Origin of the sequence: Rhodopseudomonas sp. (assembly GCF_036404135.1) — a bacterium.
Taxonomy (GTDB): Bacteria; Pseudomonadota; Alphaproteobacteria; order Rhizobiales; family Xanthobacteraceae; genus Rhodopseudomonas_A.
This window is the reverse complement of the sequence record NZ_DASWPE010000086.1, coordinates 24,785-46,317: the sequence shown is the minus strand read 5'-3', so window position 1 is coordinate 46,317 and position 21,533 is coordinate 24,785. Positions and strand designations below refer to the sequence as shown.

The window sequence follows — 21,533 nt, the reverse complement described above, 5'->3', positions numbered from 1 at the left end:
GTCTCGCCTCTGACACCATGTCGCAACTGAGACAGCCAAGTAGCGCCGGCGACGTCGAACCCACAGTGTGATCGCAAATGCTGCAGAGGCGATCAGGCGCTTCGCTCAGAAGTGCTTGACCTCGATGTCGTACTTCTTCAGCGCGTAGCCGATCTGGCGCGGCGTGAGCCCGAGGATGCGCGCGGCCTTGGCCTGCACCCAGCCGGAGCGCTCCATTGCGTCGACCAGCCGCTCGCGCTCCGACATCTCCGCGTCGGACGAAGGCTCGACCCGCGCCGGCGGTTGCTGGGGCGGCGGCGGCGCCGGCGCCCGCGCGGTGACGGCGTTGCGGCTGCCGTCGGCGGGGCCGATCGGCGCCACCGCGAGCGGAATTTCCGGCGGCGGGCGCTGCGCGGTGCGCTCGGTGTGGCTCTTCCACAGGATCGAGGACAGGCACTCGTCGTGATGACAGGCGAAGTCGTCCTGGTGGATCGCCGGCCCCGGCGCCAGCGTCGCGGTGCGCCGCACGCAGTTTTCCAGCTCGCGGACGTTGCCGGGGAACGAACAGCCCTGCAAAAGCTGCATCGAGGCCGGATCGAACTCCAGCTCGCGGTCGTTCTCCCTGTTGAAGTTCTTCAGGAACTCGCTGGCCAGCAGCGGGATGTCGCTGGCGCGGTCGCGCAGCGGCGGCAGCATCATCGGCACCACATTGATGCGGTAGTACAGGTCGGCGCGGAATTCGTTGCGCGCCACCGCTTCCTCGAGATTGCGGTTGGTCGCCGCCACGACGCGGACATTGACCTTGATGGTGTGGTTGCCGCCGACCCGCTCGAACTCCTGCTCCTGCAACACGCGCAGCAGCTTGGCCTGGAACGAGGGCGAGATCTCGCCGATCTCGTCGAGGAACAAGGTGCCCTTGTCGGCCAGTTCGAAGCGGCCCTTGCGCGCCGCGATCGCGCCGGTGAAGGCGCCCTTCTCGTGGCCGAACAATTCGGATTCCAGCACCGATTCCGGCAACGCCGCGCAGTTGATCTTAATGAACGGACCGTTCGCGCGCGACGACAATTCATGGATCGCCTTGGCGATCAGCTCCTTGCCGGTGCCGGACTCGCCGCGCAGCAGCACCGGCGAATGCGATTTGGCGATGATCCCGACCTTGGCCAATAGCCCGCGGATCGCCTGGCTTTCGCCGATGATGCCGTCGACGCGCACCTTCTTGCGGTCGCGCGGCGGCTTCAGCTCGGACAATTGCTTCTGCAAGCGATGGCTCTCGGCCATCAGCCGCTCGCGGTCGCGCGCCACCACGCGGTGCAGCTTGACGGTCTGGCCGATCAGATTGGCGATCATGGTGAGGAAGCGGACGTCGGCGTCGAGCCGGAAGATCGAACGGCCGTCGCGGACCCGGTCGATGGTCAAGGTGCCGACCACCCGGGAATCGATCCGGATCGGCACGCCGATGAACGACACGCGGGTTTCCTGCGACGCGCCGAGCGCGTCGGCGTCGGCGCGCGAGAACATCGGGTGCGAGGAGACGTTTTCCACCACCAGCGGCACCGAGGTGGCGACGATCTGATCGATCGCCTTGGCCGGCAGCCGGGCGCGGTAGCGATCGTCGGTGCCCTCGTTCCAACCGGCGCCGACGGTGATGTCGGGCACGCCATCGTCGGCGAGCAGCGACACCGTGCCATGCCGCATCTGCATGAACGACTGCAGCAGATTGACGACGTTGGCGAGCGTGGTTTCCAGACGCGCCGGCGCGGTCAGGATCTTCGAGATCTCAAAGATACCCGTCAGAGCAATTTCGCTCAGAGGTATCAGAGTGGTCGGGCGCGATTCCTGAGCGTCGGCGACTTGCGCTTCGCGATAGACCATCGTGCTGTCTCCATGCTCCGGACCTTCCCCGCCTATTAAGTAGGAGCGTTTAAGGGATAGTGCCTTGGGTTCAAGCAGATGTCGTGCACAACTTGACCGCAATGCTGAGGAAGTTCACAGCGCCGGCTGCCCACAAATTACCCAACGGCGAGCTGCGGCAACACCATGAAAACGTGTAGTGCGCGACGCTCGTTTTGGAACGCATTGATTTAGCGCAAAAATTTACGCGCAAATAAGCGCCGGCGTCCTATTACCACTCAGTAAGAGCAGAACCTCACACGTGCTGCCCGCCATTGATGTGGATTTCCTCGCCGGTGACATAGCTCGCGGCGTCCGAGCACAGGAAGAACATCACCTTGGCGACTTCGTCGGGAGTACCAATGCGCCGCATCGGAATCGTCGGCGCCAGCCGCGCCTCGGTCTCCGGCGACAGGATGTCGGTCTTGATTTCGCCGGGCGCGATCGCGTTCACCCGGATCCCATAGGGCGCGTAGTCGTGCGCCATTTCGCGGGTCAGGCAGGCCAATGCCGCTTTCGAGGTCGCGTAGGCGGTGCCGGCAAACGGATGCACCCGGGAGCCGACGATCGAGGTGACGTTGACGATCGAGCCGGAACCGGCGCGTAGCTCGTCGAATAGACCTTGCGCCAGCAGAATCGGCGCCAATAGATTGACGTGGAACACGCTCATCCAGGTTTCGACCGGGGTATTCAGCGAGGTCAGGCGGTCGCCTTCCAGACCCTTCGGCGAAATCGCCGCGTTGTTGATCAGCGCGTGCAGCGGCGCGCCGCCGAGCCGCTCCTTCAGCGCCGCAATCGCCCGCGGCAGCGCGCGGTAATCGCCGAGTTCGATCTCGACGTGATCCTCGACGCCGGTGGCCCACGGGCAGCGCTCGTCGTTGAACGGCTGCCGCGAACAGGTCACGATGCGCCAGCCGGCGTCGGAGAACAATTTGCCGGTGGCGTGGCCGATGCCGCGCGACGCCCCGGTGAGCACTAGGGTTTTCTGCTTGCCGACCCGGCTGTCGCGCTGATCGTTGTGGTACGGGCAGGCCGCGGTGGTCCCGCCGCCCGGCGCGCCGGGGTGACGCAACTCAGCCGATCCCGGGTGACGCAGCTCCGCCGCGCCGGGATGGGACAAATCCGCCGATCCCGGCAGATCTGCAGATCCCGGGTGGCGCAGCGCAGCCGTCGACGATTGGTTGACGCTTTCCAATGCTGTCTCCATCGCGCCATCGGGGCGATGGCGGGATCGAGATTGCAGGAATCGGGCCACTCCGGCTGGATGGATTGTCGCAATCCCCGCCGCGCAATGTCGTCAGTTCGACATCCTGGCGCGTCCGAAACACGCCGCGCACGTTGCCTTCTCGACAAATCCGCCCCGGGAAAACCGCCGCGACGGCCGGCCGCGGCCGCCGGCGGCATTTTGACGGTGTTGTGACGGCTGGTCCGCGTCTTGCTTTGAGCGCTGCGGACGTTGGGAATGGGCCTTGGGTGACGCATATGCATCGACCAGCCGACCACAGAAAACACCGCTTCGCCATCGTGCTTGGCACCAACGAGATCGCCTCGGCGGTGGCGGTGTTCCTGCATCGCGCGGATTTCGGCGTGGTGTTGTCGCACGACCCGGATTTTCCGGTGATCCGCCGCAAGATGGCGTTCGCCGACGCGCTGTATCGCGACGACGTCAAGGTCGAGGAGGTTCGCGGCGAACGGGTCGACGACGGTATGCAGGTATTCAAGGGCCTGCGCCTGTTCGACCGGGTGTCGGTGACGCGGCTTGGCCTCGCCGATCTGTTGCCGGTCGGCACGATGGACGTGCTGGTCGACGCCCGGCTGCAACAACATCGCACCACCCCGGATCTGCATCGGCTGGCGAAACTGACGATCGGCATCGGCGCGGGCTTTTCGGCCGCCAATTGCGACGTCGCGATCGACGCCCGTCCGGAGCGCGGCGCCGCCGTGGTCCATGACGGCTGGACCGCGGGCGCCACCTCGACCGAAGCCGGAGCGGCGGTGAACGAGCGTTTTGCCTATGCCGCCGGCGCCGGCCGCTGGCGCAGCGCCGTGGAGATCGGGACGCCGGTGCGGCGTGGAGCCGTTCTCGGCCTGCTCTCCGGCGCCCCGCATCGCGCGCCCTGCGACGGCGTGGTCCGCGGCCTGATCCGCGACGACAGCGAGGTGCCGGCCGGCGCCCGGCTGCTGGAGATCGACCCGCGCGGCCGCCACGCGCAATGGACCGGGATCGACGAGCGCGGACGCAGCATCGCCAAGGCGGTGCTGGACGCCGTGCAGCTGCGCAGCGAACGCCCACGGCCGCCGATGACGGCGTCCGCCTCACCGCCCGCGGTCTGACCCGGCGACCTCCTCGCGTTGCTATCAACGCCGGTGCATTGAACGCGCCAAGCCCCTGCGACGACATAATGCAAGCGACTTGCGGCGGCGTGACGCTATGCTACGCTGGGGCAAGTGTCTGGTAACAGACCGCCGCCATCCGCGCGTAGTTTGGCATGTCATTTGGCGTGTAGTTGGCGTCGTGGATTGGCGTTGGACTTTGGCGTTGGATCAATTGGCGCCGCATCAATCGGCGTCGTATCAATGGCGTCATATTTCGACGGGCGTCATATACGGACTATGCGGGCGTCATAGAGAGAGTTCGCCATGGGGGGTTACGTAACTGCCGATTTGGGCAAGGCGGAGCCGCGGCCGCACGCCGAGCCCGATCCCGCGCCGCCGTTTAAAATCCTGTTTTTGCATCCCAAAACGCTGGTGGATTCCTGGCCGGTGCCGGTGGATACGCTCGGCGAAATCGTCAAATTTCCCAGCGCGGTCTATCCGGTGCTGGCCGCCACCATCAAGCACCTCGCGGTCGAGACCCGGTTTCTCGACGGCTATGTGGCGCGGATCTCGCTGCCGGACTATCGTGCGAGATTGCGTTGGGCCGATGTAATCGCGATCTCCTGCATGTCGCCGCTGAAGGCCCTCGACACCGAACTCACCATCAAGCTGGCGCGCGAGGTCAATCCCGCGGTCAGAATCGTGGTCGGCGGCAATCACGCCACCGCCTGGCCGGAACGCTGGATCGACGCCGGCGTCGATTTCGTCGTCACCGGCGAAGGCGAAGCCGCATTCCGCGCGCTGATCGAAGCCCTGATCGGCGGCGCTACGCGCTTCGACGAGGTCCCCAACCTGTGCTGGCGCGACGGCGAGACGTTCCAGCGCTCGCCGCTGCGGGCCGAGCCGACCGACCTCGAAGCCGCGCCGATTCCCGACTGGAGCGGCTTCGATTTGCGGCCCTACGGGCTCGGCATGAGTCGCGGTTTCGCCGCCGCGGTGGAGATTTCCCGCGGCTGCCCGCATCGCTGCGACTTCTGCAACATCAACACCTTCTGGAGCTACAAGCAGCGCTACAAGTCGGTCGACAAGGTGATCGGCGAATTGCAGGCGCTGAAGGCCGCCGGCGTCGGCGAATTCATCTTCACCGACGACAATTTCGGCGGCGACGAGCGCAAGACCGTGGCGCTGCTCAAGGAGATGATCAACCATGGGCTCGACTTGCGGTTCGGCTGTTTCCTGCGCGGCGACACCGTGCATCGCAACCCGGATTTCGCTCGCCTGGCGCATCAGGCCGGGATGCGGTTCTGCATGATGGGAATCGAAACCCTCGACGCCGAATGGCTGAAGACCCATCGCAAGGGCGTGCGCGCCTATGACGCCATCGCGATGTACAACAAGATCTACCGCACGCTGCGGGCGCAGGGCATCTTCGTGGTCGGGCTGTTCATCATCCCGGCGCAGCGCGGCAAGGCGCGCTACGTGCGGCCGACCGGGATCGTCTGCGACTATCAATTCACCGCCGACCTGGTGGCGCTGCGCGGCAGCGCGCTGTTCGAACAGCACGCCGAAGCCGACACCGTGTCCAAGGACATGTTCTACCACGACTGGAACCTGTCGAGCATTCTGGTCGAGGACGGCGCCGAGCAGCGCAGCGGCAAGTCGTTCTTTCATACCCTGCGCGAGAACCTGTCGTTGCATGCGCTGCGCCAGGCCTTTGCCGGCTCGCCGGTGGCGCGGCGGTTTCGCTGGCGGCCGGTCTGGATCCTGCTCGAGCGCGCGGTCTGTACCAAATTGGCCGACGTCAAACGTTACCGGGTGGCGCGGTCGAAAGCTTTGACCATGCAGCAGAAGCAGGACTACGCTGTGGCCAGCGTGCTCGATCCGGGGCATATCGCCCGGCTGGCCCGCCGACGAGGGTTATTGACGCCGCTCGGGCTGCGCACCAGCCTGTGGACCCGCGCCGATCATGGCCACAGCGTCGCGGCCCAAGACTGATCGCCGCCGAGGAGCACCGATGGAAACGATCGTGGTCACGCGCGCCGGCAGGATTGCCACGGTGACGCTGAACCGGCCCGCGGCGCGCAACGCCATCAACGGCGCGATGCATCAGGAACTGAAGGCGTTCTGGGCGGCGTTCGATCGCGATCCCGAGCTCGACGTCGCGATCCTGACCGGCGCCGGAGCTGACGCGTTCTGCGCCGGCGCCGATCTCAAGGAATACATCCCGCAATGGCTGTCGCGCACGTTCCAGGACGTTCGCGACAATGTCGACAACGGGCTCGGCGGCATCACCCGCGGCCTGCGGGTGAAGAAGCCGGTGATCGCCGCGGTCAACGGCTGGGCGCTGGCCGGCGGCTTCGAACTGGCGCTGGCCTGCGACGTGCGCATCGCCAGCGATACCGCGCGGTTCGGCAGCTTCGAGATTCACCGCGGCTTCCATCACGGCGACGGCGGCATCGTCCGGCTGGTCGCCAGCATCGGCGTGTCACGTACCATGGATATACTCTACACCGGCCGCGAAGTTTCAGCGCAGGAAGCCCACGCCATCGGTCTGGTGGCGCAAGTGGTGCCGCCAGGCGAACTGATGGCGGCGGCGCAGGGCTACGCCGCCCGACTGGTCGAAAAGAGCCAAGTCGCGCTGCACTCGATCAAGGAAACCGTGCTCGAAGTGGTCGGCAAGTCGATGGGCGAGGCTTTGAAGATGGAAGCGATCCTCGGTTATTCCAGCGGCGACGTCGACCACATCCGCCAACAGCTCAGGAAGTTTGCCGAAAAGACCACGATCAAAGCCTGAGCCGGCCGGGCTCGGCCCGCACCCGCCGCTGCCGCGCGGAACCTGGGTGACGCTGCGCCGCATTGGCTTTGAACCAGTCCCTTGATCGAACTCACCGCCTGAGCGACCCTGGCGCATTGCACGCCAGGCCGGAGCCTTTTCGACATGCTGACCTGTCCAGACTGTGCGGTGACCGTGCAACCCACGCAGCGGTTCTGCGCCAATTGCGGCATCGCGCTGTCCGCGGCCAAGTCGGCGGCTACGCCGGTCGCCACGCCCGACATCGCCGAGCACCGGCAGCTGACGCTGATCTTCTCCGACATCGTCGGCTCGACCACCCTGACCGCAACGCTGGGCGCCGAAAGCTATCGCGAATTGCTGCGCAGCTTCCGCGAGATCACCGCGCGGATCGTCAATCAGTATCAAGGCCAGCTCGCCCGCTTCGAAGGCGACGGCATGATGATCCATTTCGGCTTTCCGATCGCGCGCGAGGACGACGCGTTCCGCGCGGTGCAGAGCTGCCTCGACCTGCAGGAAGCGGTCGGCGTGCTCAACGAGCGCTACCGGCCGGCCGAGGCCGGCGAATTCTTCCAGATCCGCATCGCCGTGCACACCGGCACGGTGATCGCTGGCGACATCCAGTCGGAGACCACGCGCGAGCAGATGGCGATCGTCGGCGAGGCCGCCAATATCGCCGCGCGACTGCAAAGCCTCGCCAGTCCCGGCTCCACCATCATCAGCCAGGACACCTACGATCTGGTCGGCGCCAGTTTCGATTGCCGCTATCTCGGCGCGCCGCCGCTGAAGGGCATCGACCGGCCGATCAAGATCTTCGAGGTGCACGTCGCCGAGGCCGGCGAAGAGCTGCGCCGCGGCCCGGCGCCGGGCCGCATGATCGGCCGCGAAAAGGAAATCGCCAGGCTGGAATGCCTGTGGCAGCGCACGCTGACCGGCGAAAGCACGCTGGTGGTGGTGGCCGGCGAGGCCGGCGTCGGCAAATCGCGGCTGCTGCGGGAATTGTTCGCCGCCCTCGGCGACCAGAAATTCCTCAGCGTGGTGCTGAAATGCGCGCAGCTCTATCAGCAATCCGCGCTGCATCCATTCGTGCACTACCTCACCGATTCGCTCGGCCTGTCGCGGGTTCCGCGCGCCGAGAAATTCGACCGGCTGAGCCGCGCGCTACGGCTGCGATTCGCAGATCCCTCCGAGCACATCGCGCTGCTCGCCAATGTGCTGTCGGTGCCGCTGCCCGACGGCTACCAGCCGGCGCGGGACTACACGCCGCAGCAGGAGAAGGCCCGGTTCCAGGAGATCCTCACCGCCTGGCTGCTGCGCGAGACCGAATCGCAGCCGGTGTTGCTGGTGGTCGAGGACATGCATTGGGCCGACCCGTCCACCGTCGAACTGCTGTCGGCGATCCTGCCCCGGCTGAACAACGCCCGCACCTGCGCGATCATGACGTTCCGCGACGATTGCGACCGCACCTGGATCGACCGGCTACAGCCGCGGCTGATCCCGTTGCAGCGGCTCGACGCCCGGCAGACCACCGACCTGATCATGGAGATCGCCCATGGCCGCTCGCTCAGCACCGAGCTCTTGGAAACGCTGAGCGCGCGCACCGACGGCGTGCCGCTGTTCATCGAGGAGATGACCCGTCTGGTGGTGGAGAGCGAGGCCGCCGACGCGCAGACCGGCGAATTGGCGTTTCCGCTGAGCCTGCCGGCGACGCTGCAGCAATCGCTCAACGCGCGGATCGACCGCGCCGGCGCCAACCGGGAAATCCTGCGGCTGTGCGCCACCATCGGCCGCGAGTTCGACCACGAGATGATCGCCGCGGTATGGGACGGCGACCCGGCCTTGCTGGCGTCCGAACTCGACAAGCTGTCCAGCGCCGGCATTCTCGAACCCTCGGGGGTGCCGCCGCGGAGCAAATGGATGTTCCGGCACGCCCTGATCCAGGAGAAGATCTACGAATTCGGGTTGTCGGCGCACCGCCGCGCCGCGCACGCCAAGATCGCCGCCGCGATCGAGGCTCGGCTGCCCGCGATCTGCGCCGACAATCCGGAGATTCTGGCACACCATTATCTTGAAGCGCGGATGGACGCCCACGCCTTCCCGTTCCTCTGCAAGGCCGCCGAGCAGGCGATCCGGCGCTCGGCGTATCGCGAGGCGGCGCATCACCTCAACGCTGCGCTGAAGCTCGTCGCCGCGATGCCGTCCTGCCCGGATACCACCTCGCAGAAGCTGCAATTGCTGCTGCAGACCGGCGTGGTGCAAACCGCAATCGGCGGCTACGCCTCGCCCGAGGTCGGCAACAATTTCGAGCAGGCGCGCGACCTGTGCCGCGAACTGGATCTCTCGGTCGGTCTGTTCCCGGCGCTGCACGGACTGTACCGCTATTATTTGGTCCGCGCCGACCTCCACGACGCCAGCGAAATCGCCAGCGAATTGCTGTCGATCGCCGCCGGCAGCGGCGACCCCGGGCTGCGTCTCGAGGCGCATCGCGCGGTCGCCAATTGCGCGTTCCAGAAGGCCGAATTCCACCGCGCCGCCGAGCATTTCGAGATCAGCCTCAACCTCTATGACGAGGAGCGGCACGCCTCGCATCGCCACACCTACGGCGTCGATCCGTTCGTCGGCGCCTCCTCGGTGGCGGCGATGAACGCGCTGCTATTGGGCGACGCCGATGCCGCGGCTGAGATCAACGCCCGCGGCGTCGCCAAGAGCGAAGGCCTCGGCCATCCGTTCACGCTGTGCTGGGCGCTGAACTACACGTTGGTGCAGTTGCAGCTTGCCGGGCGGACCGACGACGTCAAGGCGCTGGCCGACCGGGTTAGCGCGCTGACCGCGCATTATCGGTTCCCGTTCTGGCAGACCGGCGGACTGATCATGCAGGGCTGGTGGCTGCACGCCACCGGCACCGACCGCGCTGCCGGCATCCAGATGATGACCCAGGCGGTCGACAGCTGGGAACGGCTCGGCGCCATCACTTTCCATGCCTATTACACCTCGCTGCTGACCGAGGCGCATCTGCGCGACCACGACGCGGTCGGTGCGGAGACCATCGCCCGCCAGGCCATCGCCACCGCGCAGCGCAAGGGCGAGAGCTGGTGGATCCCGGAATTAATGCGGCTGTTGGCCTGTGCCCGCGCGCTGGACGGCGGCTCCGGCGGCGAGCCACCCGACGCGATCCTGGGCCAGGCGCTCGACATGGCGCGCCGCCAATCCTCCCGCTTTCTGGAACAGCGGCTGCTGACCACGCCGCTGCTGTGCGGCTGAGCCGGCGCCGTGGCGAAGCCCCTTCCGGCAGCCGGTATCCCGGAGCCGCCCGCTTGACCTCGATCAATCCCGCCGCCGCGAATGCGTCTAAAATTCACGCATTACCGGAACGTCATTTTGTTATATAAGTAACGGGGGTATCTTGGCGTTTAACATCCTGGCGTAAAGTTCCAGAACTGAACTCAACCCTCCCTGCAATCAAAATGGCGGTTCATCGTGACCTTTTCTGCCCAGTCTGACCTCGACCAATTGGTAGCGCGCGTCAAAGCCGCTCAGTTAATCTTCGCTACCTATTCGCAGGAACAGGTGGATCTTATTTTCCGCAGCGCCGCATTGGCGGCCTCCGACGCCCGGATCGCGCTGGCGCAGATGGCCACCGCCGAAACCGGCATGGGCGTCGTCGAAGATAAAGTGATCAAGAATCACTTCGCCTCGGAATACATCTACAATGCCTACAAGGACGACAAGACCTGCGGCATTATCGAGGTGAACGACGAAGCCGGCATCATGACGGTGGCCGAGCCGGTCGGGCTGATCTGCGGCATCGTGCCGACCACCAACCCGACCTCGACCGCGATCTTCAAGGCGCTGATCAGCCTGAAGACCCGCAACGGCATCATCTTCAGCCCGCATCCGCGCGCCGCGCGCTCGACCTGCGCCGCCGCCAAGCTGGTGCTCGACGCCGCCGTCGCCGCCGGCGCCCCGGCCGATATCATTGGCTGGATCGACCGGCCGACGCTGGAACTGTCCAACGCGCTGATGCATCACCCCGAGGTCAACCTGATCCTCGCCACCGGCGGCCCGGCCATGGTCAAGGCTGCCTATTCGTCCGGCAAGCCCGCGATCGGCGTCGGCGCCGGCAATACCCCGGTGGTGATCGACGAGACCGCCGATATCAAGCGCGCGGTAGCCTCAATCCTGATGTCGAAGACCTTCGACAACGGCGTGGTGTGCGCCTCGGAGCAGTCGATCATCGTGGTCGACGCGGTGTACGACGCGGTCCGCGAGCGCTTCGCCACCCATGGCGGCTACATGCTGAAGCCCGCGGAATTGGACGCGGTGCGCAAGGTGTTGCTGGTCAACGGCAACGTCAATGTCGACATCGTCGGCCAATCCGCGTTCCGGATCGCCGAACTGGCCGGCATCTCGGTGCCGCACGATACCAAGATCCTGATCGGTGAGGTGCAGGAGACTCACACCTCCGAACCGTTCGCGCACGAAAAGCTGTCGCCGACGCTGGCGATGTATCGCCGCGACGACTACGCCCATGCGGTGGCGGCGGCGGTGGAACTGGTGGCGCTGGGCGGCATCGGCCATACCTCGGCGCTGTACACCAACCAGGATCTGCAGCCGGAACGCGTCGTCGATTTCGGCAAGAAGATGAAGACCGCGCGGATCCTGATCAACACCCCGTCGTCGCATGGCGGCCTCGGCGATCTGTACAATTTCAGCCTGGCGCCGTCGCTGACGCTCGGCTGCGGATCGTGGGGCGGCAATTCGATCTCGGAAAATGTCGGTCCCAAGCACCTGATCAACAAGAAAACCGTGGCGAAGCGAGCCGAAAACATGCTGTGGCACAAGCTGCCGAAATCGATCTATTTCCGCCGCGGCGCCACCAGCGAGGCGCTGAAGGACCTGGCCGGCAAGAAGCGGGCGCTGGTCGTCACCGACGGCTTCCTGTTCAGCAAGGGCTACGCCGACGACGTCATCCGGCTGTTGAAGAAGAACGGCATGGAGGTCGAAACCTTCTTCCAGGTGGAAGCCGATCCGACGCTGTCGATCATCAAAAAAGGCGTCGAGATCGCCCATGCCTTCAAGCCTGACGTGATCGTGGCGCTGGGCGGCGGTTCGCCGATGGACGCGGCCAAGCTGATCTGGGTGCTGTATGAGCATCCCGACGTGCACTTCGAAGATCTGGCGCTGCGCTTCATGGACATCCGCAAGCGGATCTACAAGTTCCCGAAGCTCGGCCAGAAGGCCGAACTGGTGGCGATTCCCACCACCTCGGGCACCGGCTCCGAAGTCACCCCGTTCGCGGTGGTCACCGATGACGCCTCCGGCATCAAGTACCCGATCGCCGACTACGAACTCACCCCCAACATGGCGATCGTCGACGCCAACTTCGTGATGCATCTGCCGAAGTCGCTGACCGCGTTCGGCGGCATCGACGCGGTGGTGCACGCGCTAGAAGCCTATGTCTCGATCATGGCCAGCGAATTCACCGACGGCCAGGCGCTGCAGGCCCTGAAGCTTCTGAAAGACAACCTGCCGTCGGCCTATGCCAACGGCGCCAAGGATCCGATCGCGCGCGAACGGGTGCACAGCGGCGCCACCATCGCCGGCATCGCCTTCGCCAACGCCTTCCTCGGCGTGTGCCATTCCATGGCGCACAAATTGGGCGCCGCGTTCCACATCCCGCACGGCCTGGCCAATGCGCTTCTGATCTGCAACGTGATCCGCTACAACGCCAACGACAATCCGACCAAGCAGACCGCGTTCTCGCAATACGACCGGCCGAAATCCCGCCACCGCTACGGCGAGATCGCCATCGCGCTCGGTCTGGAGGGCGTCAACACCGCCGCCCGCATCAATCGTCTGCTGGAGTGGCTGGAAGGATTGAAGCAGGAGCTCGACATCCCGGGTTCGATCCGGGAAGCTGGCGTCTCCGAGGCCGACTTCCTCGCCAAGGTCGACAACATCGCGGTCGAGGCGTTCGACGACCAGTGCACCGGCGCCAATCCGCGCTTCCCGCTGGTGTCGGAACTGAAGACCATCCTGCTGGACAGCTATTACGGCCGGCACTTCAGCGAAGCGCACGATGACGCCGAGGTGGTGACGTTGGCGGTGCCCGCGGCCAACGCCGCGGAGTAAGCGCGACGCGCGGGCGCGAGAGCCTTGGCGGCCCAGCGCTTTGCAGAGCTACGATCAGTCGACGCCCGGCGATCCATCGCCGGGCGTCGTCGTTTCAACCGCTGTAACGCGCCGCATCGTCACTCCGACGAGGCGTCGCAGCCTTGCTCCGCCGCCGGCTCATCGGCGTTCGGATCTCCCGGCGCGGTGGCCCAAGCCAGTTCGACCAGCGTGACGATCCGCCGGCCGGCGCCGTCGAGCTGGCAGACGATCAGCCCCTGCTCCTCGATATAGCTCAACAGCCGTCGCGCCCGGCGCAGCGAGTGCGAGCCATAGGCCCGCGCGATCGCCGCGTCGCCCGGGCACGGCCAGCCCTCCTTGGCGGCGCGCGCGATCATCATGAACACGCCCTGCATTTCCTCGGGCAGAATCGAAGCCCGCACCGAGACGTCCTGCCAGGCGTCGTCGTCGGCCATCTCGGAGCCGAGCCCGGCGCGGGCCCGCGTCAGCATGTGACGGAAGCCCGCCAGATCCGGCACGTCGGAGCCCAGCCCGTCGATCCGGCAGCGCACCACGAATTCCTGATACAGCACGCCGATCGGCCGGAACCCGGCGTCGGGCTCGGCCATCACCGCGCGCAGCACGCGGTCAACGCGCTGCTGGCGCTCCGCCAATTGCTCGGCGCTGATCGGTTGCTCGACAGCCTCCGCGCGGCTTTCCAGCGCCGCCGACTTCGCCGCCATCAATTGGCCGAGCAGGTCGGGCTGGGAGCGGCGCTGCGGCCGTTGCGGCTCGGGCGGCGGCGCCGCGAGAATGATGGCGTGGGCCTCGCTGGAGGCCTCCGGCAACGGCAGCAAGCGCGGCGTGGCATTGCGCGGCTGGGTCTCGGTGGGACCGATGCGCAGCGCCAGCGAGCGCCGCGACAGCGCCGGGCCGAGCGCAATGAACTGGCCGCGCTCCAGGTCGCGGAACGCATCGGCCTGGCGCCGCTCCATGCCCAACAGATCGGCGGCGCGCGCCATGTCGATATCGAGGAAGGTGCGGCCCATCAGGAAATTCGACGCCTCCGCGGCGACGTTCTTGGCGAGCTTGGCGAGCCGCTGGGTGGCGATGATGCCGGCCAGGCCGCGCTTGCGGCCGCGGCACATCAGATTGGTCATGGCGCCGAGCGAGAGCTTGCGGGCTTCGTCGGAGACTTCGCCGGCGACCGCGGGCGCGAACAGCTGCGCCTCGTCCACCACCACCAACATCGGGTACCAGTGATCGCGGCCGACCTCGAACAGCCCGTTGAGGAAGGCCGCAGCGCGCCGCATCTGGTTCTCGGCATCCAACCCTTCGAGATTGAGCACGGTGGAGACGCGATGGATGCGGGCGCGCTCGCCGGCGACCTGCAGGCCGCGTTCGGTGTGCACCTCGGCGTCGATCACCAGATGGCCGAAGCTCTCGGCCAGCGACACGAAATCGCCTTCCGGATCGACGATGGTCTGCTGCACCCAGGGCGCGCTCTGTTCCAGCAGCCGGCGCAGCAGATGGGATTTTCCGGAACCGGAATTGCCCTGCACCAACAGCCGCGTCGCCAGCAATTCTTCAAGGTCCAGCGTCGCCGCGGCCCCTGCCGCGGTGTGTCCCATCTCGATCGCAACCGTCATGCCGACTCAAAACCTCCCTGCGGAGAGCGGGCTTATCAACCTCCGCGCGGCGCGTCGAGCCGCGATAGCCGGCGCTGTGAATTGGCGCTACGCTGCGCAGCGGATGTTGACGGGCGCGCAGCGAGCGAGCCCCGCGAACACGGAGAAGGTGCACGATGCCGCAAATCCGGGACACCGCGCTGCTCACCACGGCATTGGCCTGGCTGATCGCTCTGACGCTGGCTCCAGGGTCGCAGGCGGCCGAACCGCAGCCCGGCGACGCCCAAGCGCTGCAAGCGGCGATCGATGGACCGCAACGCAGCGCCCGCTTGGTCGCGCGCGATGCGGTGCGGCATCCGTTTCAGGAATTGACGTTCTTCGAGATCACGCCGCGCTCCACCGTGGTGGAGATCTGGCCCGGCGCAGGATATTGGACGGAAATTCTGGCGCCCTATCTGCACGACCATGGCACTTACTACACCGCCATCGAACCGCGGAATGCCAACAGCGAATCCCCCGACGCGAAAACACCGTTTCAGCTCAAGATCGACGCCGACGCCGCGGTCTATGGCCGCGTCAAGGTGACCGAGTTCGGCCCGAGCCATGCGGCCGCCATCGCCCCCGACAGATCGGCCGATCTGGTTCTCACCTTCCGCAACCTGCATAACTGGCTGAAACAGGGCAACGCCAGCGAGGCGCTCGCGGCGTTCTATCGCGCGCTGAAGCCCGGCGGCATCTTAGGATTAGAGGATCATCGCGGCCAGCGCGACGTCGCGCAGGACCCGCGCGCGCTGGACGGCTATGTCCGGCAGGACTACGCGATCGCGCTGGTCGAGCGCGCCGGCTTCGAATTCGTGGCGGCCTCGGAGATCAACGCCAATCCGAAGGACACCGCGAATTGGCCGAAAGGCGTCTGGACGCTGCCGCCGACCTTCTCGCTCGGCGACCTCGACCGCGACAAATATGCGGCGATCGGCGAAGCCGACAATTTCGTACTGAAATTCCGCAAGCCGCTCGGGCATTGAGCGCGGCCGGCTGCGCGATTCCGCATGAAGCCGGCGACCGGGGCGAAGACTGCCAGCCTTGCGCTCGGGAAAGCAGGGCTGGGAGAGCAGGGTGATGAAGGCCTTAGCGCTTCAGTGGCGGAGAGAGTGGGATTATACGCCAAGCCTGTGCTAAGGGCTTGAACCCCTGTCCTGCAGCGACTTCTTGCATGCCGTTTGGGGGACATCTTGGGGGCCGGAATGGGGGACACGTCGTGTCCACCGCCCCTGCACAGGACGCTAGTTCATGTCGAAGCAGAAGCTCGGGCGTTGGCTCGAATGGCACGGCAACCGAATCCGTGTCGTCGTGCGGGTCCCTCCCCGGCTTGTCGCCACCATAGGCGCCACCAAGCTCCGCGAGGCACTCGCAACGCGCGATCCGATGGAAGCCGAGCGGGAGAAGGTTGACGTGGTCCGGCGACTCAAGGCGAAGCTGCGGGGCGAGAAGGTAGCCGTGGCGGAGCCCTCACTGAACGCGGAGGCGCTGAACTGGCGTGATGCATTTCGTGACGCCGCCCGAGGGGATGGCCCGGACGAAGAGACCGTGTCCGACGCCCTGGGTGAAGCGGTGGGCCGCGTCGAGCGCAAGCACGGTTGGGCTGCGGGCCAGAGTTACGCGGCTGTCGCGCTCGGCAACGCCACGCCGCTCGCCAGCCTGCTGGATCGCTGGTTTGCAGAGAAGTCCTGCTTCTCTGACGGCTACAAGGGCGACATCCGCCGGATGGTCGGGCGCTTGGAGCAATGGTGCCGCGAGAACGCCACATCGACAACGGTCGAAGCCATCACGGGCGACACAGCGGGCCGCTTCATCCACGATCGGTACGTGGTGCCCAAGGTGAACGTGATCACGGCCAACAAGGACATCTCGGCGCTGCATTCGTACTGGCGCTGGATGAAGAAGCGGTGCGGCGTAAAGGCCAACCCTTGGCAAGAACAGCGCCTGGACAAGCCGCAGAAGCGCCAGGAAGCGGCCAGCGACGACAAGCGACCATTCACCGACGACGAGGTGCGGACGCTGCTCGGCGGCGTCAAGCTGCGGCGTGAGTGGGAGTTCTCATTCTTCGCCGCGCTGAGCGGCCTGCGGGTGAATGAGATCGGCGGTCTCCGCGTCAAGCACTGCGAGGCCGGCAAGATCGTGGTGGCGAGGTCCAAGACATCCAGCGGCATGCGAACGATCCCGGCGCATCCTTTGCTCGCGGCGCTGATCGAGCGGCACACCGCCGGCAAGCAGCCCGACGATTACCTGTTCGAGGGCTTGCCAGAGCAGGCCCGCGGCTCGAAGCGGGACCGCGCCGCCCCGGTAAGCCAGTCGTTCACGCGGGAGCGGCGGCGGCTTGGTGTCGAGGAGAAAGCTGCCGAGGGCCAACGACAATCCAACGTGGACTTCCACAGTTGGCGGCGTTGGTTCGTCCGTCGGGCCGTGTCGGCGCTGGAGAAGGGCGGAGTGGGTTACACCGCCTGGACGATTGCCAACGTGATTGGGCACAAGGTCGAGGATGGCACGATTGAGGGCACGGCCTTGCCGCTCGGGATGACGATGGGCGTCTACGCTGGCGCTGCGTCGTGGGAGGCCATGGCCGCCTGCGTGAATGCCGTGGCGTTGCCCGAGAACACGGCGATTGACCGTGCCGATCTGGTGGCGCATCTCCCCGGCGGACGGCGACCAAAGCGAGGGCGACGCTTACGGCTAGGTCACGCCGACGACGCGGGCCACGGCGATGGGCATGTTCCCGCGCTACACGATTGATGGCAAGCCGGGCGACGACAACAAGGGGACGACGTGATGAACGAGAACGAGAGAATTACCCTCGGGGCGCGGCCCGGTGTTCGCCAAGCCCATTGACAGGCCGGCGCGAGCTTGCGATTCTGTGAGAGGCTGCGGCGCCCCTATGATCGTAGATATCCTACGATCAGCAACTATAGGGGAATACCAATGCTGCATCATCAGACGACCGGCAAGCCCTCGACGCTGGCCCTCGTCGCCCGCGATCCGGCGCGGCTGCTCACCGTTCATGAGTATTGGACGGAGTTCGACCAGCCGATTGACCTGTTCGAGTGCCCGGAAGATACGCTTAGAAGTGACAGGGACGACCTGATCAAGATGTGCGAGAGCAACGGCGTGCCGTACCACCGAAGCGGAGAAGGCGATGAACCCGCCTTCCCGGTTTGGATTATCCGGATGGTCTTGCAGGCATAGGCCACTACCGGGCGCCTGATAGGAGCGGCGGGCGCGGCTTCCGATAGCGACAACCACAAGTCGAGCGGCAACGCTCACGGTTGCGCACCAACGAGCCGAGCCCGCCTCTTGCGTATTCATCGCAACAAATCGAATGCACGGCGTATTTGGCCATCGGCACAACCTAGAGGAATAGGTTGCACTCCTCCTATTATCCATCCCTCCGGTTTCCCTATAGGTTAGCTCCAGGGCGCCTCAGGCTCATGTCAGGTTTCCATGAGGTGCCCTGACGTGGGAGAGGAATGATCCCACTCGAACAGCCTGCTCTCTCCGTGCTCCTCAGGCGTTCAGCAGGACCTCTCAGCTCCCCGATGCCATGGCCATTGAACGCGGCACTGCTGGAGCACCTGAGGCGGGCGTCGCGGGCACCGGGTGGAAGGGCCGCCCGAACAAGCTCCCGCTCGGCAGTCTTCCCGATCCCCGGCGGTGGTCCTTGACGGGGTGACGCTCGCGGTCGTGCCCGTGTCCTGGTCGCGTGAACGACGTTCTCATGACGAGCCCGCCCGGAGACCCGACCATCTCCCGACCCAACGCTACCAGCCCCTCACAGCGCCCTGGAGAGGCCAATAGCGCCCTGAGTTCCATTGATGGAACCATGCAGCCTCACCCGCCCATCGACTGCACGGGCGCCCTGAGCGGCCTGGAGGCGCCACGTCGACCACCGGCGAAGCCATGTGTGAGGCTGTTCTAGAGAGGCGATTGCCGGTGGTGGTCCCCCGTGGCCGGCCCATTGCCCACAACTCCCTCTGATGGGCTTCCTGGACATTTATGGGGGCTGGAGAGCGAGTTCTTTCTTCGCCTAGTCATGCGTCAATCGTAGACCATCTATGCACCTCCGGAATAGGTTACACGCCAACCCAAAGAAACCTTGGAGCCATCATGAAGCACTCAGTCACCATCCGCATGGGCGCCCCTGCGTGGGACGCCACCATCAACGATCATCGGGCACAGGCCACCGAGCGCATCAACAGCGTTCAGCAGGCCGCGCAGCCCTCATTCGCCGACGCCGCCATCCGCATCGTCAGCGGGGGCGTTAACGCCATGACCGGCTACAACAAGGCCAACACAATGAACTTTGCATCATGAGCGGGCGCGTACAGGTTCCCGAACTAGCCGGCCCGGTTCCTTTGCAGGGCGGCAACGTGCCGGGCGACACCTTCACGGGCGCCCCTCGGCCGGAAATCGACAACAACCTCACGCACATCGCCGACGCGTTGAGCGGCCTGAACTCCAGCCTTACGGCCTGGGGCTCGCAGGCGGCAGCTCAGCAGAAGGCGCAGGCATCCGCCATGGAGACGGCGCGAGTTGAGGGCCGGCTGGCGGGCATGACCCAACAGGACGTCCTCAACTATCGCCGTAGCCCGGATTACCAACCGATCAATGACCCCCATGCTCGGGGTGTGGAGGCGGGCGCCTACGGTCAAGCGTTCGGCGGCACGGCGAAGTCGGACCTCGACGCACAGATTGCGGCCGGGAAGCTCGACCTCAGCGACCCGAAGAACGATCCCACGGGCCTGCTCCGGCAGCGTGCGGCGGCTGCGGCACAGGAGATCACCAAGCGCTATTCCAGCGACCCGGTGGCCTACAAGCTGGCGATGCAGGGGCTCAAGTCGTCCATGGCGCCGCTCTACACCCAGTACGGGGCGCAGGCCATGAAGGCGCAGAGCGATGCCCTGATGGCTAGTAACACCAACACGGCTCGCAAGTTCATGGAGCAGGCCGGGGAGGGTGACGTAACCCCGGAGCAAGTAGGCAAGGCGTGGTCCTCGATCACGACCGAGCTGGGGCCGAAGGGCTCCGCGAACATCCCGAACGCGACCATGAAGGCCGAGCGCCTCGACATCCTAGAGAGGTGGGCGGCGGACCCTGATAAGGCCAAGCTGGTGCCCGACCTGTTGAAGCAACAGAACCCCGGAGCAGACGGCAAGACCCTCCTGCCATCGCTGCAGGACGATCTTAGCGGCAACGTGGTTGAGAAGGTCACCAACATCCGCCTGACAGCTCAGAAGACGTTCGCCAAGAACTGGTCCCGCGATCAGAACACCGCCAAGGAAGACCAAGCCTTCGAAGCGCTGCGCCGACAGGATGGCTCGATCGCCGCCGTGCAGCCCGAGCGGAAGCAGAACGAGGTGACCAAGGAATGGGAGACCATCGGCGCCGACGCGCAGACGAACGCCGCCAAGCGGTATTTCACATGGTCCCAGCAGGATGCCGCCACCGGCCGCAACCCGCAAATCGTCTTGGACCGTGAGATCGCCGTCGCCCAGCACTCGAACATCCCGATCCCGCATCTCAAGCAGGCCCTCGACGACAGCGTCAATCGCGCCATCGGCGGGGACTTCTCCACCAACTTCCAGAACCGTCAGGCAGTCCTCGGCGCCTACACGACGTGGCAGGGCATGGCCAACAACAACCGGGCCTGGGCCGAAGAGAAGATGGGGCTCACACCGGCCACCAAGGAGTTCTACTCGGTGATGGACGTGGCCACCGGCTCGATGCACCTCGACGCCGATCAGGCGATGGACCTCGCCGCCAACGTGGTGAAGAACCCGATGGCGAAGAATGATCCCGAGGGCCTCAACAAGAAGCTCGCCAGCATTTCCAGCACCGTCGCCAGCTTGCCGCCGGATGGTAGCTGGTTCAGCAGCGACGCCTACAACGCCGGCTTCGCCCGTCAGAAGGTGGATCAGATCGCCAAGCTGCTCGGCAAGAGCGGCCAGATTACCGCCGAGAAGGCCGTCGAACTCGCAACCGACTTCGTCAAGAAGAACACCTTCCAAGTCAACGGCAGCGCATTGTCCACGGTCCCCAACATGGCCACGAGCGATGCGCAGAAGTTCTTGGACGCGAAGATCGATCAGCTCTTGCCGGCGATCCAGTCCCGCCACGACTACAAGGGCGCTACCAAGTCCGACATCGGCGTCTACGATGCTGGTGACGGCACCTACGGGCTCCGCGATAAGCGCACCGGGCTGGAGATCAGGCTCCCCAAGAGGGAACCTGACGGCACTGAATGGCGTGGCAAGGTCACGATCACTCCCCAGGAATTGATGGGGATGCGTGACAAGGCCACTGCTGATCAGCGCAACAGCCTGCAGGACCAGAACTCGAAGAACGCCGTCAAGGCTGTCATCGACGCGCACAACCACCTCGATACTCAGCAGATGGTGCTCGACAAGGGCGCACTCGGCGGTGCGTACCGCGAGGCGCAGCAAAAGCGGATCAACGACGCAAGGGCCAAGCTCCCCGCGAAGCCCGAGGTGCCGGCTGAACCGTCAGCGCCTGGATCACACCGACCATGAGCGCACCGTCCCGCCGGACGCCATTGCTCTAACTACATCCGAGGAGGAGGGCACCCGCTCTCCTCCTACTCACCCTTCAAGGAAAATAGATGGACGACTTAGCAACGGACGTTGGCACGGCCTGGAGGTGCTTTGTCGTTCAAGCGGAGGCTCGACCGCTGGCTAAATGGTGCAGCCGTGTGAGAGGCTGTTTGAGAGAGGCGATTGCCGATGGCATCCCCCGTGCCCGGCCTCGCC

13 protein-coding genes are annotated in these 21,533 nt (G+C 65.6%); 10 read left to right on the top strand and 3 right to left on the bottom strand.

The window, feature by feature from the left end; all coding sequences use genetic code 11:
- Positions 1-105 precede the first annotated feature (105 nt).
- Entirely contained in the window at positions 106-1,851 is a 1,746-nt protein-coding gene (nifA, locus tag VGC77_RS09370) for a nif-specific transcriptional activator NifA (protein WP_331171297.1), read from the bottom strand.
- Between the two features lie 274 nt (positions 1,852-2,125).
- Positions 2,126-3,076, bottom strand: coding sequence for an SDR family NAD(P)-dependent oxidoreductase (locus VGC77_RS09365; protein WP_414709631.1), 951 nt, complete (start codon positions 3,074-3,076; stop codon positions 2,126-2,128).
- A 275-nt stretch (positions 3,077-3,351) separates the two neighbouring features.
- Here VGC77_RS09365 and VGC77_RS09360 point away from each other — a divergent pair, with 275 nt between their 5' ends.
- From VGC77_RS09360 to adhE, 5 genes are all read left to right on the top strand, one after another.
- Positions 3,352-4,203, top strand: a complete 852-nt coding sequence (locus VGC77_RS09360) for a xanthine dehydrogenase (protein WP_331171295.1) — start codon at positions 3,352-3,354, stop codon at positions 4,201-4,203.
- A gap of 306 nt (positions 4,204-4,509) precedes the next feature.
- A complete protein-coding gene (locus VGC77_RS09355) occupies positions 4,510-6,180 on the top strand; it encodes a B12-binding domain-containing radical SAM protein (protein WP_331171294.1) in 1,671 nt (556 codons plus the stop codon).
- A gap of 19 nt (positions 6,181-6,199) precedes the next feature.
- On the top strand, positions 6,200-6,979 hold the full coding sequence (locus tag VGC77_RS09350) for an enoyl-CoA hydratase/isomerase family protein (protein ID WP_331171293.1): 780 nt from the start codon (positions 6,200-6,202) through the stop codon (positions 6,977-6,979).
- A gap of 168 nt (positions 6,980-7,147) precedes the next feature.
- Complete coding sequence (locus VGC77_RS09345; RefSeq protein WP_331171292.1) at positions 7,148-10,237, top strand: ATP-binding protein; 3,090 nt, start codon at positions 7,148-7,150, stop codon at positions 10,235-10,237.
- Between the two features lie 216 nt (positions 10,238-10,453).
- A complete protein-coding gene (adhE, locus tag VGC77_RS09340) occupies positions 10,454-13,108 on the top strand; it encodes a bifunctional acetaldehyde-CoA/alcohol dehydrogenase (RefSeq protein WP_331171291.1) in 2,655 nt (884 codons plus the stop codon).
- Positions 13,109-13,227: 119 nt separating this feature from the next.
- Here the strand turns inward: adhE and VGC77_RS09335 are convergent, their stop codons facing one another.
- Positions 13,228-14,736 (bottom strand): ATP-binding protein, encoded by a 1,509-nt coding sequence (locus VGC77_RS09335; protein WP_331171290.1) that lies wholly within the window; start codon positions 14,734-14,736, stop codon positions 13,228-13,230.
- Between the two features lie 155 nt (positions 14,737-14,891).
- Between VGC77_RS09335 and VGC77_RS09330 the strand changes: the two genes are divergently transcribed.
- The 5 genes from VGC77_RS09330 (at position 14,892) to VGC77_RS09310 (ending at position 21,296) form a co-directional block, all read left to right on the top strand.
- Complete coding sequence (locus tag VGC77_RS09330; RefSeq protein ID WP_331171289.1) at positions 14,892-15,740, top strand: class I SAM-dependent methyltransferase; 849 nt, start codon at positions 14,892-14,894, stop codon at positions 15,738-15,740.
- 265 nt (positions 15,741-16,005) lie between these two features.
- The gene (locus tag VGC77_RS09325; RefSeq protein ID WP_331171288.1) at positions 16,006-17,505 is read left to right on the top strand and encodes a hypothetical protein; all 1,500 of its coding nucleotides are present in this window, start codon (positions 16,006-16,008) and stop codon (positions 17,503-17,505) included.
- Positions 17,506-17,691: 186 nt separating this feature from the next.
- Positions 17,692-17,955, top strand: coding sequence for a hypothetical protein (locus VGC77_RS09320; RefSeq protein WP_331171287.1), 264 nt, complete (start codon positions 17,692-17,694; stop codon positions 17,953-17,955).
- Positions 17,956-18,873: 918 nt separating this feature from the next.
- Complete coding sequence (locus VGC77_RS09315; RefSeq protein WP_331171286.1) at positions 18,874-19,080, top strand: hypothetical protein; 207 nt, start codon at positions 18,874-18,876, stop codon at positions 19,078-19,080.
- Positions 19,077-21,296, top strand: a complete 2,220-nt coding sequence (locus tag VGC77_RS09310) for a hypothetical protein (protein ID WP_331171285.1) — start codon at positions 19,077-19,079, stop codon at positions 21,294-21,296. Before VGC77_RS09315 ends, VGC77_RS09310 begins: the two co-directional genes overlap by 4 nt.
- The last annotated feature ends 237 nt before the right edge of the window (positions 21,297-21,533 follow it).